This window comes from Phormidium sp. CCY1219 (genome assembly GCF_055795085.1).
On record NZ_JAYFEQ010000427.1, the window covers coordinates 1 to 14,224 of the forward strand.

A 14,224-nucleotide genomic window follows, 5' to 3' on the forward strand; every position below is an offset into this window, starting at 1 on the left:
GGCTAAAGCCGCACGTTCGTTTTTCCTCCCCCGGCTAAAGCACGGGGGTTTCCAAACGTATCGGAGGTTATCATGACTTTCTTCCCGAACGAACCCATTGTGCGCTGGAAGCAGGAACATCTACCCGTGCAGGATCTCGAAGGACTCTGGACATTGAACTGGAAAATCGGCAATCGACAATTACTGCATCGGTTTTACACGCGGATTGACCAAATTTTCCTGATTTGGGCAGGGGTAACGACAGTTATTTTCGCCACAGCACAATTTTTCCCCATCAGTTGGACAATTCAAGCGATTTGTTGGACAGCACTCACTGCATTGGGCACGGCATGCATGGCTGGTTTAACCTGGTTTTGGGTAAGGGTAGAAAAACTGCGCTGGTTGGTGTACTGGTGGGCGATATTGATGATAGGGGGAGCGGTTTTAACGGATTTAAGTATTTTTTTGGGGTGGGGACAAATTTTGATGCGCCTGTGTCCTCTGTGGTTGGGATTAACCGCTTTAGGCTACATTGGCACTGGATTGGGAATGCGATCGCGCAGCTTTATCCTCGCCGGCATCTTTCATTTACTCGGCATTATTATTTTGCCATTCTTTCCCACCTGGCAATTTTTGATTACGGGGACGATTGTCGGAATTGCCTTGTTATTATTAGCCGAACTGCAATGGGATATGCGTGAAACGATTGACTATGACGTTTTAACTCCGGAACAAGTAGAATTTAACTTCCAACAACGGCGACTGTGCGAACTCGAGGATCGGCAAAAGGTGTAACGCAACCCAATACAAATCTAAATATTTTTGAAATTGACATGCAGGGGGTTTCCTTTGCATGTCAATATTTTATCTGCCAGCGGGAGGGGCGTGAAAGCGCCCTAGAAACAGGTCAAAACCCCTTTTCTGCGTCAAGATGCGATCGCATTTGGTGGTGAGTTCCGCCCGAGGGTTCTCTGGGTTTTTACGGATGTTTTTTGACGGTAAATTTGCTATAATATCATGCCCAACGCTGCAAAATTGGGCGAAACCTATTCCCCAAATCGTTCCAGTGAAAAAACCAGGAAGCCGGAGAATTGTTCCCCGGAACGCTGGTGGCAAAGGGAGGGGAGGGGAAAGATAAAAAAAATGCGATCGCCATGTTAGCGGCAGAAAAGTTGGGGGTAGAATAACAGTAAGCAAACCGAACCGCAAGCGAGGGAGATTTATTCCCCCGCGCCTGCTAGAAAGCAGCCGGAAAGCCGACTCCAGACCGAGGGTGAAATGAACCGGTCTGGCAACCGAAGAAAAGGGAATGCGAGAGAAAGCGTCTCCGATATCGCAATGCAAGACCGCAGACCAATCGATTGGGGGCAAAAATTCCCCGAAAAGCGAGGGGAAAATTTCCGTAATCCCTGACCGAAACGCCAGTGAAAAAGCGGCGATAAAAAGCTGCCAGAAAGACCCTGGCGGGTGGGGAGAAATTGTCCGGGTTGAGGAGAAAAAAGCGATCGCTTTTTGGGCGAAAAAACCTGTAAAAAGCCCGAAATCGAGACCAAATATGGGCGATCGCACAGACTGGGTTTACCAACCCACGGGAAGAAGCGATCGCCGGAGGTTTTGGCGAGGCGATCGGCACTGTAGAGCGCCCAGGCGAAATTCAGTTCGAGTCGGTTCATTGTAAATTCAGGACAATGGGAGGAAAATCAAGCACCCGAAGGGATTGGCAGAAATTTTGGCCGATATCCGGAAGGCTCAAAGCCAGACCGAAACAGTGAAACGAGAGAAATAGTCACGCCAAACAAACCCCTTGTTATCCTACAGCGGGAGACGATCGCGAGTTAGGGGAAAGAGAGGAGAAATATCCACATTTACCCACATTTTTTACATTTGTTAACTTTATGTAATTTCTTATCGTTTTCCATAGTTTTTCATCCTTTTCGGTACTACCGCCCGCAGAAGAGGGATGCTAGAAAAAGAAGGTTTTCAGCACCAGAAAAACAGCGGCACAGATGGTGAATCTGAGGCCAACCTTCACCGCCGCGCATCAGTAGCGGCAAACCTGCTTATTTTATCCTCGCTCAATACCATAGGGAAACAAACACTCGAGTGTGATGTACTCAACTGACTGGACAATTACCGAAACCGAATTAGACCCCAACCGCACCGCCCACCAGGAAACCGTTTTTACCCTCGGAAACGGTTACTTGGGGACGCGAGGCACCTTTGAAGAAGGATATCCGGGCGGTCAAAATGGCACCTGGATTAACGGCGTTTACGACAAGATACCGATTGCCTTCACCGAACTGGCGAACTGTCCCGATTGGCTAGCGATCGCCATTTCCATTGGAGGAGAATACTTCAGCCTCGATCGCGGCGAAATTCTCCACTACCGACGAGAACTCGACATGCGGCACGGGATTCTCCGTCGCCAGATTCGCTGGCGCACTCCCCAGGGTAAAACCCTCGATTTGCACTTCGAGCGCTTTACCAGCCTTGCACAAGCCCATGTAGGAGCCATCCGAGTCTTCCTCACTCCCCTCGACTTCGAGGACACCATCGAGATTCAAGCCGGCATCAACGGCTATCCCGACAACCACGGCGTCAAGCACTGGAAATTGCTCGACCAGGGATTAGCCCATCTCGAGAAGCAAAACTATATCGATTCGGTAGCCTTACCCTTATTGCCGTCAAAATTCGACGCCGTGTGGTTGCATCTGACCACCATCCACAGCAACATCGAACTGGGGATGGCCACCCAACTGGTGGTCAAACAGGGCAATGGGGAAAAACGGCCCGTAGTGGCGATGAGCATTCCGGGATATCCCACCCTGACCACCAGCGTGGAGGCGCGTCGCGGGGAAACCGTCACCGCGAGCAAATATGTGACCCTGTACACCACCCGGGAAGCTGCCAATCCCGATCGCGCCGCCTTGAACAAACTGGCAAACTTAGACGATTACGAAACCCTGCGCCAAGGGCAGGTTGCCCAATGGGAGAAACTGTGGCAAGATTGCGATATCATCATCGAAGGCGACCCCAAAGCGCAACTGGCGATTCGCTATAACCTGTTTCAATTGCTGCAAGCCTCACCGCGCCACGATGACAGGGTGAGCATTCCCGCCAAGGCCCTGTCCGGGTTTGCCTATCGCGGTCATATCTTTTGGGACACGGAAATTTTTATTTTGCCGTTCCTGTCATACAGCCAACCGGATATCGCCCGCAACGTTCTCACTTACCGCTATTATACGTTGCCCGGGGCGCGACGCAAAGCGGCAGAAAGCGGTTACGAAGGGGCGATGTTTGCCTGGGAAAGTGCCGATACCGGGGATGAAGTGACCCCGCGCTGGGTGCCCGACGCGGAAGGGAAAGAACTAGTGCGAATTTGGTGTGGGGACATCGAACTCCACATTACCAGCGATATCGCCTATGCAGTGTGGCAATACTGGAAAGCCACCGGGGACGAGCAGTGGATGTTGCGCTACGGTGCGGAACTGATGCTGGATACGGCTAAATTTTGGGGCACTCGGGTAGAATGGAATCGCGATCGCGCCTGCTATGAAATCCGCGACACCATCGGGCCGGACGAGTATCACGACCATGTGGATAACAATGCCTTCACCAATTATCTGGTACAGTGGCATTTAGAAACCGCACTTTCTCTGTGGGAGCGCTTGCAAACCGCCCATCCCGAGATTGCTAGCGAACTGGGAACGCGCCTGGACCTCAGCGAAGCGCGACTGGCAAAATGGGCCGATATCGCGGCACGCATCTGGGTACCGTTCGATCCGGAAACCAAACTGATCGAACAAGCCGATCGCTTTTTCCAACTGGAATCTATCGATTTGGCCGACTACGAACCGCGCCAACAATCCATGCAAGCTCTACTAGGTATCGAAGGGGCTTCGCGGCGACAGGTTCTCAAACAAGCGGATGTGCTGATGCTGCTTTATCTGCTCGGCGATCGCTTCGATCGCGAAACCCTGGAGAAAAACTGGGATTACTACAATCCGCGCACGGATCATACCTACGGATCGTCCCTCAGTCCGGCTATTCACGCCATCCTCGCCTGCCATCTCGCTCGTCCGGAAGAAGCCTACGAACACTTGATGCGCGCCGCATTGGTGGATCTCGAAGACGTGCGAGGCAACGCCGGGGAAGGAATTCACGCCGCCTCCACCGGGGCGACTTGGCAAGCGGTGGTGTTCGGATTTGGCGGTTTGCGCTTTGGCGAGTACGGTCCGGGAGTATATCCGCATCTGCCCCCGGGATGGACGCGCCTGATGTTTAAAGTGCGCTACGGCGAGGACTGGTATCGGTTCAATATCACGCCCAAGGGGGTGAACTCGGAGTTGCTCACGCTTAATCCTATGATGTCGCAACACTTGCCTCGGGTGATGCCGACAATTCGCGGGGTTCTGTTTGACTTGGATGGCGTGCTGACCGATACGGCGGAATATCACTATCAGGCGTGGAAGTGTCTCGCCGATGAAGCGGGGATTGCGTTCGATCGCGCCGCAAATGAATCCATGCGGGGACTCTCGCGATCGGATTCTCTGGTGAAGTTACTCGGCGATCGCCAGGTGTCCGAGGCGCAAATGCAGGAGATGATGGATCGCAAGAATCAGTATTATGTGGAGTCCATCGCCCATATTTCCCCGGAGGATTTGTTACCCGGAACCGCCGAGTTTCTCGAGGAGTTGCGAAATGCCGGGATAAAAATCGCGATCGCCTCGGCGAGTCAAAATGCGCGCAGTGTGGTCGAACGGTTGGGCATCGCCTCGCAAGTGGATGCGATCGCCGATGGCTACAGCGTGGTGCGCTCCAAACCCGCCCCGGACCTGTTCTTGCACGCCGCCGAACAGTTGGGAATCGATCCGTCGCAATTGGTGGTGTTTGAAGATGCCGACTCCGGGATCCAAGCGGCGATCGCTGCCGACATGTGGGCCGTCGCCCTCGGACCGCCGGAACGGTTCCAACAGTCTCATCTCAACTTGCCCAGTTTGTCCGGCGTCTCCTGGGCCGATCTGCGCGGACAACTGACAAGGGTGGAGCGATCGCATCCCACCCCCCATCGCCCCCGCAACCTCAATCCTCCGACCCTTCCGTCGGTAACCGTTTAGCCGCCGGCGTCAACTAAGCCATCCGCTGCTCGGGGTTTTTACCCACCCAGGTCAGGAGACACAGCTCTCCTGACCCTCTTGTGGTTCTTCGCCAAATGTAAAGTTTTGTGACAAACAGGAGACAAATAAGTAAAAATACGGTAAAGCTTAACAGCAGTTCGGGGGAGGCGACCCGAAAGCCAATCTGCTGAAAGTCAATCGCAATGCGGATTTACAGCGCCCGGAGAGGGGCAAAAAAATCTGGCAAAAAAAATTTTTCTTTACCCCCTTGACATCAGTGAAAGCACTGAGCTATGATGAATCCAACGGAGCGAAAGGAAAGGGCAGCCAAGCGGTTGCAAGCCGCGCCCAATCTCCCGCCCAGCGGATTCGCGATTCGGAAGTTCAATTCCGAAACCCCCACAGAGGGGAATGGCGAACCCAAAGGCTCAGCTCCAACCTCAAATATACCATTAGGGTGCAACAAAAACATGAAAAAGGTCGAATTTTCTCCAAAATTCTCCCCCAATCAGGGTTCCTCCCCTACCCCCTAGCGGCATAAAAAAGACAGTGCCTCCAGTGCGCTTCATCTCGGAAAGGGGAAAAAAGTTTTCTATTACTTCCGAATGAACGCTTCGTGATAAGAATCCCGGTCAAGTTTGCGTTGTCTGTGATAGGATAAAGAAGAAAGACGTAACAGACCGGTGAAAACACTCCCGAACAGCAAAGGGATAAACCGGAAGTAATACCAGCGTTCATTGTTCACCCTCGGTCTGGGTTAGAGAATCTCTAACCCAGTTTTTTTTTGTCGGTAAAGCGCCACCCCGAGAACATCCCAATGAACTAGCAGAAATTGGATGTGGAATAGCAGATGAGAATCGGCGAAGCGAGGGTTAAACCGAGGGTTCCGCTCTCCGTTCCCCTTTCCCTGCTATAACGGAAGAAGCATATCGGCTATTTTAGTGGTGCATTTTCCATGACTTTGGGACAACGAATGGCTTCTCGAATCGAAAAAAATTCTCTGAAAAAACGGCTAGCCTATTGGTTAGAAACCCACTGGGTGAATCCCGCCTACGCCGGATGGTTGCTGGGAGGATTAACCTTATTTTTCTTTGGCGCTGCAACCAACACAATGGCGGGTTGGTTGTATGTGATTAGCGGCGTCAGTTGCGCCATTTTAGGTTTTGCGGCGATTTTGCCCTGGCGATCGCTGCAGGAATTGACCCTGCATCGGCGACCCCTCGAACCGGTGAGTGCGGGGGAGAATTTAACCGTAGAAATCGAAGTAGAAAATCGGTCTAAGCACAAGAAAACCTTGTTGCAAGTGCGGGATATGATTCCCTTTGTGTGGGGAAAACCCATCCAAGCGGCGATCGAAGAAATCCCGGAGAACAATACGTATCGGTGGGTGTATTCTCTACCCATGCAGCGGCGCGGAATTTATCGTTGGCACGAAGTGCAAGTGAGAAGCGGGACGCCGTTGGGGTTATTTTGGTGTCGCCGATCGCGCCATGCCCCCGCCACGGCAATTGTCTATCCCGAGGTTCTACCTCTCACTACCTGTCCCCTAGTCGATCGCATGGGGGCGGAAGATAGCTTTCTCGTCCACAGCGATCGGCGGTTTAACATGGCCACTGAAGGGATTACCCGCACCGTGAGACCCTACCGGATTGGCGACCCCACCCGGTTGATTCACTGGCGCACCAGCGCCCGCTATGGGGAACTGCGAGTGCGAGAATTGGAAACCGCCACCGGGGGACAGGAGTTAATCGTCGCTCTCGATAGCACCAGCAGTTGGGATTTAGAGCAGTTCGAACAAGCCGCGATCGCCGCTGCCTCCTTGTTCTTTTATGCCGATCGCGCCCAGCTCAACGTGCGACTATGGACTGCAGGCAGCGGCTTGATACATGGCAATCACCAAGTGCTAGAAGCCTTGGCCGCCACCGATGCGGGAGAAGATGCGATCGCGGGAGAACCGCCCTTTTTACCGTTAATTTGGCTCACCCAAAATCCTCACAATCTCGATCGCTTACCCCGGGGCAGTCGCTACGTCTTGTGGCCGCGATCGCAAGCGGAAACGGGCACAATCCTAGCCAACACCAATTTTCCCGGCATCGAAATCCTCCCGGATAAACCCCTGCAGCTACAGTTACAGTCCGCCTTGCCCTAAGTGCTACCCCGGAAGAGGCGCGATCGCGCAAAACTATAAGTGCGACTGCGGGATTTATTTATAGCCCCCCTTTTTAAGGGGGGTTGGGGGGATCCCAAAGCATCTGACGGTGAAAAGGCGATCGCCCCCATAAAATGTTTAAAAAAATCTGTAGTTTGGCAAAAGAGAGTAAGGGATGAAGTAACATAAAACAAGTATTCGCACGGGGGGAACGCCCATGAATCGTGAGGAGTCCCGTTCAGACAACCGTCAATATGTGTTGGTCACTTTTGCTCCGATCCAAGGATTTATCGAAAAATCCCGCAAATTGCGCGACCTATACGGGGCATCTTTGATATTATCTTATCTGAGTCGAGCAATTATCCAAGCGGCGCAAGAGAAAGGGGTAGAAGTGATTTCCCCAGGATTGCCCAAAATTGCCAAAGGAATGCCCAATCGGATTTTGCTGCGCGGCGATTTTCCCGAAGAAACGGCCCGCCATGCGTTGCTGGATGCTTGGGGGAAGGTATTAGAACAATGTCGCCGCAGACTGGAAGAAAAAATTGCCCGGGAGGGGGCGATCGCGGGAAATTCGCTTATACCTGGAAACCCGAATGGGAGAAATGGAAAAAGCACACCTGGAAGGTGTTTTGGGGACAAGGAGAAACGCCAGAAAAAGCCAAACTACAGTTAGAAAACCGCAAACTGTCTCGGCGATGGACAGCGATGAATTGAATGGGGAATAGTTCGAGTCTCAGCGGCGCTGATGCGATCGCCTATCCGCGATTAGAAGCGCCAGATATTAACCCAAAACATGGATTTCCCCCACAGGAAACCGAGGAAATCGAGCGGTTTTACCACATCCTCGCCCAGATATTCGACGGACCGCAATCTCCGGGACAAACCGACAGCGAAAACCCGGAAATCGAAGGGAAATTTATTGCAGAAAACGAACGATTGAGCATTCTCGAATTAGTCAAGCGGTTAGTGACTCACGCTCAATTTGGTCGGCCCATTGGAATTGCGCCTCCGGAACGGTTTAAAGATATCAATCGCAAAAGCGATGCAGGAACCTCCTACTGGTCCGGGTGGTTTATGGGAGATGGAGATAAAATGGGCGATTTGCTGCAAAAATCCCTAGAACTGGGTGGGGATGCAGGAATTCGCGAATTTAGCCGACTCCTGCGCCAGTGGGGAACCGACTTATACGAGTTAATTCCCCGCGACTTGGGGCGGATGATTTATGCTGGCGGCGATGACTTTTTCGGCATTCTTTATCGAGGAGAACCCGAACAAATTTCCGGCCAGCAAGTCCTAGAGCAATTGAAAGAATTGCATGCAATTTGGAAGGGATTACAGCAACAATTATATCCGTTAATTAAAGAAAATGCAACTCTGAGTTTGGGAGTGGTCTGGGTAGGCGGTAGCGTTCCGCAACGAGATGGATTGCAACATTGTCGGGAAACCCAAGACCGGTTTAAAAAACGAGGACGCGATCGCATTACCATTCGAGTGGTTTTCAACAACGGGCAGTTCGTGGAATAAACGACTCCCTGGGACTATTTGCAGATATTAAACGCCTATCAAGACCTAGATGGCGAGTCGAATTGGAGTCACGTGTATCGCGACCTAGCGCAACTCAAATCCCGTCATGCCGTTGGATTGAGTGCCAATGACTTAGACTCTTTCGATGACAATACGATTCTGGATTTTTGCACGGGAGCATTGCAATTTTTCGAGATTTACTTTCCCGGTTGGAAAGAAACCCTGAAGCAGAATCGCCAGCAAATTTTTTCCGCTGCCCAAAGCGATCGCCAAAGAAATTGCGAACTGATTCACTGGATCGATAATTTAATCCAAATCGGTTGGCACCTGCTGTCCTAACCCCTTCCCTAGGAGACCGAATCCATGTTTGAATACCAGATAAAAATTCGCCCGTTAGGGGCAATGTATGGGAGTACCGGCGGCTTTTTGTCCCCAGAAAACCTAGTGGGGCGTTCCGGGGCCAAATTTCCCCCCGATGCCGCCACATTAGCCGGCCTATTTTTTAGCGCTCATTATCGCAATCCCACGGTCAAACAAGAACTGAAAGAACAGTTGTACGTTACTGGTCTATTTTGGGCAGAACAAGGGACACCCAATAAAATTATGGTTCCCATTCCTTGGACAATTGTCATTGGCGAAAAAAGTAGGGATAGATGGGAAATACAGTGGGAAAATGGCGAACTCATTTGGCATCAGCAAACCCCCGAACTCGACCCGGACTATACCTGGCAATCGATTACCAATTGGGATGATATAACCGCCATTTTCAAGAATAGAGAAAGTGGCAAACCGCCCTGGACTTTCGCGCCCTGTTTGCATCCGCAGATGAAAAAAACGAACGCAGCGTCCTGCAAGAAAGCGGCTTATTTTTGGAAAATACCGTGCAAATGCATCCCGAATTTGAGTTAGTTTATCTGTCCACCTATCCCCTGGAATCGGGATGGTATCGGTTTGGGGGCGAGAGTCATTTAGTAGAAATCGAATGTGGGGAATTGAAAGGCAAAATGCGAAACCTGTTAGAACAGCCAATAGAGCGAACATTTGCCTTAATTGTGCCCGGCGTGTGGGGGTCGAATCGATTTTCCTATCGTTCTCCCGATCGCGCCCATTGCGAGGATTTTCCCCACACCCTGCAAATGCTCACTGACAAACCGATTCCCTATCGCTACAGTGCGGGAGGACAATTGGGACGGGGGCGCTATGCAGTACCCGCCGGCAGCGTTTATGTATTAGAAAAACCCCTAAACAAATGTTGGTGGGAATGGCCGAAAACATGGTTTCCGCAAAATGGATTGTTCAAGCATGTGGGCGGCGGTTTGTGCTTGCCGATCGCCGTTCCCGGATTAGAAGAGCGTAACAGCAAAGGAGTGGCATAATGTATCGCAAAGGTTACGGGATTATTGAAACCCTCGCCCCCTTGCATGTAGGGGCAACCGCCGGAGAAGAAACCGGAAATTTGAACCTAATTTTCCGCGACCAATTTACTCAAACCGGGATTATTCCCGGAAGTTCGATTCGCGGTCGATTGCGATCGCAACTGTATTTGTCCGGCGAAGAAACTCGAGCAGAAGACTGGTATGGGCGGCCCGCACAGCGCGATCGCGACATTCAATTCGAGTCGCGGATTAAAATCGAACAAGCGTCTCTCTTGTGGTTGCCCGTCTTTTGTCCCGGACAACCGATTGTCTGGGTTTCTTGTCCGCGATTGCTGCGCCGCTATCAGCGAATTGTCGGCAATTTGCAGCAAAACAATCCCAACAATATTCCCAAACCTTACACCAGTTCTAAAGCACTGAAAGGACGAGAATTAACCACCAAAAAAAGCGCAAAAAAAAGCCGATGGCCAAGAAGTGTTCTTCTTCAACTTTGGGTTTGTCACCGTAAAGAAACCCCAAGAAGACTTATCCCCCTGGTTCCCCCTAGATACCCTGTGAAGCGACGGCGACACCAACAACCTGCCCGCCCTGGTGGTGGAGGATAAAGACATAGGAATGATTCACGATATGGCCCTCTATCGCCAAAGTCGAGTGGCGCTGAAAAAAGAGCAAAAAGTGGTAGACGATCGCGCCTTTTTTAACGTAGAAGCTTTACCCGAAGGAACCCTGCTGGTCTTCCCCTTTGGCATCAAAGACAGCGAAACCAGCGAGGACAAATTAGACTGGAAACCCCTGGATAATGACACCGAAGGGTATATATACCTTGGCGGTTTGGAATCCGTGGGATTCGGTCACTGCTATCTGACGATTAAGGGGCTATAACAATGGCATTATATGATTACAACCTGGATAGAATCGCCCAAAAATTGGTACTGGACTATCGCGATAAACAAGTGCTGAATGAATCCCATAAAATGCGACAAACCGCCGCCTTTGGATTGGAGCGATTTTGGGGCGAACATTTGCGATTGTTAGGCAAAGCTGACACCCGGGATGCGGGAGAATATTGGCGGGATACTTGGGGAGAATTAGTCCGGATTATGGACAAAGCCGGCATCGCGGTGCCCAACGATCGCGTAGACCCCAACAATACCCAACAAGTGCGAGAAATGGCAGAAAAATTCTGGGACGAAGAGCAATTTCCCCGAGACGATCGCCAATATACCCTCGCCGTCCTCATTCAACTGTGCGATCGCCTGGTTTGGTAGACCCAACGTTACAAGAAAAAAGACGACCTGAAGGCAAAGAAACCCCCCCAATGAACCATAAAGAAATTCCCTTAATGTTTCAATAAAAAATTGCCATAAGCTGCCAACTACAGCGCAATCAAGCTGACGAAAACCATCCCGCTTATCAGTGGAAAAATGAATGGACGCAACTCTATCCCAAATCCCCCTTTCAACCCCTACAACCCCCACCTTCAACTAAACCCAATCCCTTCGCCCGTCCGCCGAAACCAGCCACCCTGCCCGCCACCCGCCTCCACTCGCTTTTTGCAATTTCTCGCCCAAGACAGCGACTTTACTCGCATTTGGTAATCAGAGGTAATCAAAATTATGGCAACTTGGATTCTCACCATTGGCGATAGCGACGTCCAACTAACCACAGACCACAATTGGATTGATTTGTACGAACAGGTAGCGGAAAATTCCCCCTTAAAACTCTGCGAAAATTTGAGACCCCCCCGCAAGAAGATGAAACCACCAATCTCTATCCGGTTCCCGCCAGAGCTTTGGGATTAGTCTATCATTCCGAGGTACTCGATAACTATTGGCAAGACTTGGCTTTTCCCTTGCTCGATACCTTCCGCCAAGTCTTTGAAAACGGATTAGCCACCCCCACTCGCATTATCATCTTGCTCACCGACCAAACCCAGATTTTTAACGACGACCAACAAGAAGAGTCAGACTGTCCCTTTTGGCAAGATACCATCACCTTGCAACCCATTTTGCAGCGCTATTTTCAGCAGCATTTTCCCACAAAACCGGAATTTCATACCATTTCTGTTTCCCCCAATCCGAATGAGGAATACCCGGTGGGAATAGATAATTGGGAGGAAATGGTCAAACAGGTGGATGCAGTATTGAAAGAAGCACAGAGCAAGCAAAACCCTCCCCCAAATCAACTCGCCTACGTCAGTCACCAAGCTAGCACGCCGGCTATTTCTTCCGCCGTGCAATTCCTCACTCTCAGTCAGTTTGACCCAGTTTTTGGTCAGCAATCGATTTTATGGCAAAGACTACGAGATTAAATCCACTCCCACCCTCATCGAAAGTTCTCGCTACTGGTGCGGATTGCAACTGCAAAAAGCGCAGCGGTTAATCCTCATCGGTCAACCTGGGGCTGCATTAGAAATGCTCCGCCAATTGCCCGAAATTGACGGGAAAATTATCGAAGAATTGCAACTCCTGGTCAATCAGTTTAATATGAAAGCTAACCCGAAAACTACCGATAGTTATCGCGAATTTAACCCCCCAGAAGTGGCGCAGCGAATTCGCGATGCCCTTGACATTATCGAGATTTTGTTAAAAAATGAAAGCTACGCCCTGGCTATTGCCATTTTGGCTGCAGCCCACGAAACCTTTCTGAAAGCAGCTATTTTGCATTTGGTTTCTCAATTGCCGAAAAAGCTGGATATCCTCAATTATAAAGGGCATTTGATTCAGCTTTCTCTGGGAGAATTGCTGGTTTGGGACAATCGCGGATTGTGTCTGCGATCGCGCACAGACTTGCAGAAAATTATGCAGCAAAAACAGCCGGGGGTGCAGGTTTCTGATTTTTCTACCTTTATTGATGCAGACCGAGAGTTATCGGATTTAATCCGGTTTGTTGAGCCATCAACGAATGACCGCAACTGGTCAAATTATCTGGGTCGCCAAAAATCCTGGACTTTGGCCAATATTCAGTCCCGCTATTTTGCTCCAAACAATGAGCAATTGATAAAATGGTTGTGGAATTTTGACCAATTGCAGGGGTTTTCTCTTTGGAAATTGATGGATTGGATGGGGATTTACAAACGCGATCGCGAACAAGACAAGCGCAATCAACTGATGCACAACCGGCGAGGCGTTAGCAAAGCTGATGTTAACTCCTATTTACAAGGAAATCCAAAACAAGAGGAGTTGCAACCGGGAGATGATATCATGCAGCAGCGGCTTTTCCTTCATACCCGCGCGCATCCATCGATTCGGCCAAAGATAACTTATCCATGCAGTCGGCCAACAGTGCGATCGCAATTAAAGCTTCATCGGTATGACGCCGCCGATTCAGCTTCAATAACAATGCCCGAGAATTGTGCAATTTTGCCGCCACGATCGCTTCAGCATTGCAGCAGTCAAAGACCACCATATGACTCACCCGATTAGCGGAAACTTTTACTCGCACTTCGCAAGTGTATAACCCCTGAAACTGCTGATTTTTTCACTTTTAAATACGACCCTCGATTGGTAATATATCACCTCGTCATCAAATCGTTCCACAAATGTTCTGGATGAGCAACGGGAAAGGAAGGGGGATTGAGACTAGACCCCCGGGTAAGACGGCGAGAAGGCACGCCAGAAGGAGAAAAGCCCCCGGAATAACGCAGTTGCATCGGTGGCAGCACATATACTTTTTCTCGCACGAACCGATCGCCGCGAAAAGGGGTGAGTTTAAACGATGCCTCACATCGAACCCCTGCTGGGTCTGCCTCCAGGGGTGGCAATGGCAAAATCATCGCCGTAGCGCACCAGATGCAGTCCCGCCGCCAAACAGCGACGGTCAACTTTAGTGAGATACAAATTCGCCAAGACCCCAGACAGAAACGCCCCTTGCAACCCTCCTTGGCCGAAATTTCGGTACGGTCCGCGAATCACAATTCCGGCGGTCAGTTGCCCGAGGAGTAATTCCCGCCAAACCCGAGGCACAACTGCTCCATTTGGGTCAGCAACAGCGCCCAGCGCAGGTTATCGAAGAATAATGCGATACTCCCAGCAATAGCCAACCGGGGTGACGCAGCGGCCCGGGAACTTGACCAAAAC

The 14,224-nt window shown here is 50.8% G+C and carries 18 protein-coding genes; 14 read left to right on the forward strand and 4 right to left on the reverse strand.

Going from position 1 to position 14,224, the window contains the following annotated elements; genetic code table 11:
• Positions 1–72 precede the first annotated feature (72 nt).
• Positions 73–774 carry a hypothetical protein gene (locus tag AC0QH1_RS09755; protein ID WP_324630885.1) on the forward strand — a complete coding sequence of 234 codons (702 nt, stop codon included), beginning with the start codon at positions 73–75 and terminating at the stop codon, positions 772–774.
• 425 nt (positions 775–1,199) lie between these two features.
• Here the strand turns inward: AC0QH1_RS09755 and AC0QH1_RS09760 are convergent, their stop codons facing one another.
• Complete coding sequence (locus AC0QH1_RS09760) at positions 1,200–1,652, reverse strand: hypothetical protein (RefSeq protein WP_324630887.1); 453 nt, start codon at positions 1,650–1,652, stop codon at positions 1,200–1,202.
• Positions 1,653–1,939: 287 nt separating this feature from the next.
• Here AC0QH1_RS09760 and AC0QH1_RS09765 point away from each other — a divergent pair, with 287 nt between their 5' ends.
• The 13 genes from AC0QH1_RS09765 (at position 1,940) to AC0QH1_RS09825 (ending at position 12,456) form a co-directional block, all read left to right on the forward strand.
• The gene (locus AC0QH1_RS09765) at positions 1,940–2,101 is read left to right on the forward strand and encodes a hypothetical protein (RefSeq protein ID WP_324630888.1); all 162 of its coding nucleotides are present in this window, start codon (positions 1,940–1,942) and stop codon (positions 2,099–2,101) included.
• A complete protein-coding gene (gene pgmB / locus AC0QH1_RS09770; protein WP_324630889.1) occupies positions 2,088–5,096 on the forward strand; it encodes a beta-phosphoglucomutase in 3,009 nt (1,002 codons plus the stop codon). Before AC0QH1_RS09765 ends, pgmB begins: the two co-directional genes overlap by 14 nt.
• 955 nt (positions 5,097–6,051) lie before the next feature.
• Positions 6,052–7,245 (forward strand): DUF58 domain-containing protein, encoded by a 1,194-nt coding sequence (locus AC0QH1_RS09775; protein ID WP_324630890.1) that lies wholly within the window; start codon positions 6,052–6,054, stop codon positions 7,243–7,245.
• 217 nt (positions 7,246–7,462) lie between these two features.
• Positions 7,463–7,918, forward strand: a complete 456-nt coding sequence (locus tag AC0QH1_RS09780) for a type III-B CRISPR-associated protein Cas10/Cmr2 (RefSeq protein WP_324630891.1) — start codon at positions 7,463–7,465, stop codon at positions 7,916–7,918.
• Between the two features lie 41 nt (positions 7,919–7,959).
• Positions 7,960–8,769 carry a Cas10/Cmr2 second palm domain-containing protein gene (locus tag AC0QH1_RS09785; RefSeq protein WP_324630893.1) on the forward strand — a complete coding sequence of 270 codons (810 nt, stop codon included), beginning with the start codon at positions 7,960–7,962 and terminating at the stop codon, positions 8,767–8,769.
• Positions 8,770–8,787: 18 nt separating this feature from the next.
• On the forward strand, positions 8,788–9,108 hold the full coding sequence (locus tag AC0QH1_RS09790; protein WP_324630894.1) for a hypothetical protein: 321 nt from the start codon (positions 8,788–8,790) through the stop codon (positions 9,106–9,108).
• A 24-nt stretch (positions 9,109–9,132) separates the two neighbouring features.
• Positions 9,133–9,678, forward strand: a complete 546-nt coding sequence (locus tag AC0QH1_RS09795) for a hypothetical protein (protein ID WP_324630895.1) — start codon at positions 9,133–9,135, stop codon at positions 9,676–9,678.
• Entirely contained in the window at positions 9,657–10,145 is a 489-nt protein-coding gene (locus AC0QH1_RS09800) for a hypothetical protein (RefSeq protein ID WP_324630896.1), read from the forward strand. The genes AC0QH1_RS09795 and AC0QH1_RS09800 overlap by 22 nt, the downstream gene beginning before the upstream one ends.
• Positions 10,145–10,750 carry an RAMP superfamily CRISPR-associated protein gene (locus AC0QH1_RS09805; protein WP_324630897.1) on the forward strand — a complete coding sequence of 202 codons (606 nt, stop codon included), beginning with the start codon at positions 10,145–10,147 and terminating at the stop codon, positions 10,748–10,750. The genes AC0QH1_RS09800 and AC0QH1_RS09805 overlap by 1 nt, the downstream gene beginning before the upstream one ends.
• 10 nt (positions 10,751–10,760) lie before the next feature.
• Complete coding sequence (locus AC0QH1_RS09810) at positions 10,761–11,027, forward strand: RAMP superfamily CRISPR-associated protein (protein ID WP_324630898.1); 267 nt, start codon at positions 10,761–10,763, stop codon at positions 11,025–11,027.
• Positions 11,028–11,029: 2 nt separating this feature from the next.
• Entirely contained in the window at positions 11,030–11,413 is a 384-nt protein-coding gene (locus AC0QH1_RS09815) for a hypothetical protein (RefSeq protein WP_324630899.1), read from the forward strand.
• 348 nt (positions 11,414–11,761) lie between these two features.
• A complete protein-coding gene (locus AC0QH1_RS09820; RefSeq protein WP_324630900.1) occupies positions 11,762–11,947 on the forward strand; it encodes a hypothetical protein in 186 nt (61 codons plus the stop codon).
• On the forward strand, positions 11,938–12,456 hold the full coding sequence (locus tag AC0QH1_RS09825) for a hypothetical protein (protein WP_324630901.1): 519 nt from the start codon (positions 11,938–11,940) through the stop codon (positions 12,454–12,456). The genes AC0QH1_RS09820 and AC0QH1_RS09825 overlap by 10 nt, the downstream gene beginning before the upstream one ends.
• 890 nt (positions 12,457–13,346) lie before the next feature.
• Here the strand turns inward: AC0QH1_RS09825 and AC0QH1_RS09830 are convergent.
• The 3 genes from AC0QH1_RS09830 to AC0QH1_RS09840 form a co-directional block, all read right to left on the reverse strand.
• On the reverse strand, positions 13,347–13,553 hold the full coding sequence (locus AC0QH1_RS09830) for a CRISPR-associated endonuclease Cas1 (RefSeq protein ID WP_324630913.1): 207 nt from the start codon (positions 13,551–13,553) through the stop codon (positions 13,347–13,349).
• Between the two features lie 106 nt (positions 13,554–13,659).
• Positions 13,660–13,908, reverse strand: coding sequence for a hypothetical protein (locus tag AC0QH1_RS09835; protein WP_324630902.1), 249 nt, complete (start codon positions 13,906–13,908; stop codon positions 13,660–13,662).
• Positions 13,868–14,110, reverse strand: coding sequence for a hypothetical protein (locus AC0QH1_RS09840; protein ID WP_324630903.1), 243 nt, complete (start codon positions 14,108–14,110; stop codon positions 13,868–13,870). The genes AC0QH1_RS09835 and AC0QH1_RS09840 overlap by 41 nt, the downstream gene beginning before the upstream one ends.
• Positions 14,111–14,224 lie beyond the last annotated feature (114 nt).

Bases quoted from the DNA above. Each gene is read 5' to 3' on its own strand.
- AC0QH1_RS09755 (WP_324630885.1), top strand. From the start codon at position 73: ATGACTTTCTTCCCGAACGAACCCATTGTGCGCTGGAAGCAGGAACAT.
- AC0QH1_RS09760 (WP_324630887.1), bottom strand. From the start codon at position 1,652: ATGAACCGACTCGAACTGAATTTCGCCTGGGCGCTCTACAGTGCCGAT.
- AC0QH1_RS09765 (WP_324630888.1), top strand. From the start codon at position 1,940: ATGCTAGAAAAAGAAGGTTTTCAGCACCAGAAAAACAGCGGCACAGAT.
- pgmB (WP_324630889.1), top strand. From the start codon at position 2,088: ATGTACTCAACTGACTGGACAATTACCGAAACCGAATTAGACCCCAAC.
- AC0QH1_RS09775 (WP_324630890.1), top strand. From the start codon at position 6,052: ATGACTTTGGGACAACGAATGGCTTCTCGAATCGAAAAAAATTCTCTG.
- AC0QH1_RS09780 (WP_324630891.1), top strand. From the start codon at position 7,463: ATGAATCGTGAGGAGTCCCGTTCAGACAACCGTCAATATGTGTTGGTC.
- AC0QH1_RS09785 (WP_324630893.1), top strand. From the start codon at position 7,960: ATGGGGAATAGTTCGAGTCTCAGCGGCGCTGATGCGATCGCCTATCCG.
- AC0QH1_RS09795 (WP_324630895.1), top strand. From the start codon at position 9,133: ATGTTTGAATACCAGATAAAAATTCGCCCGTTAGGGGCAATGTATGGG.
- AC0QH1_RS09800 (WP_324630896.1), top strand. From the start codon at position 9,657: ATGCATCCCGAATTTGAGTTAGTTTATCTGTCCACCTATCCCCTGGAA.
- AC0QH1_RS09805 (WP_324630897.1), top strand. From the start codon at position 10,145: ATGTATCGCAAAGGTTACGGGATTATTGAAACCCTCGCCCCCTTGCAT.
- AC0QH1_RS09810 (WP_324630898.1), top strand. From the start codon at position 10,761: ATGATTCACGATATGGCCCTCTATCGCCAAAGTCGAGTGGCGCTGAAA.
- AC0QH1_RS09815 (WP_324630899.1), top strand. From the start codon at position 11,030: ATGGCATTATATGATTACAACCTGGATAGAATCGCCCAAAAATTGGTA.
- AC0QH1_RS09820 (WP_324630900.1), top strand. From the start codon at position 11,762: ATGGCAACTTGGATTCTCACCATTGGCGATAGCGACGTCCAACTAACC.
- AC0QH1_RS09830 (WP_324630913.1), bottom strand. From the start codon at position 13,553: ATGGTGGTCTTTGACTGCTGCAATGCTGAAGCGATCGTGGCGGCAAAA.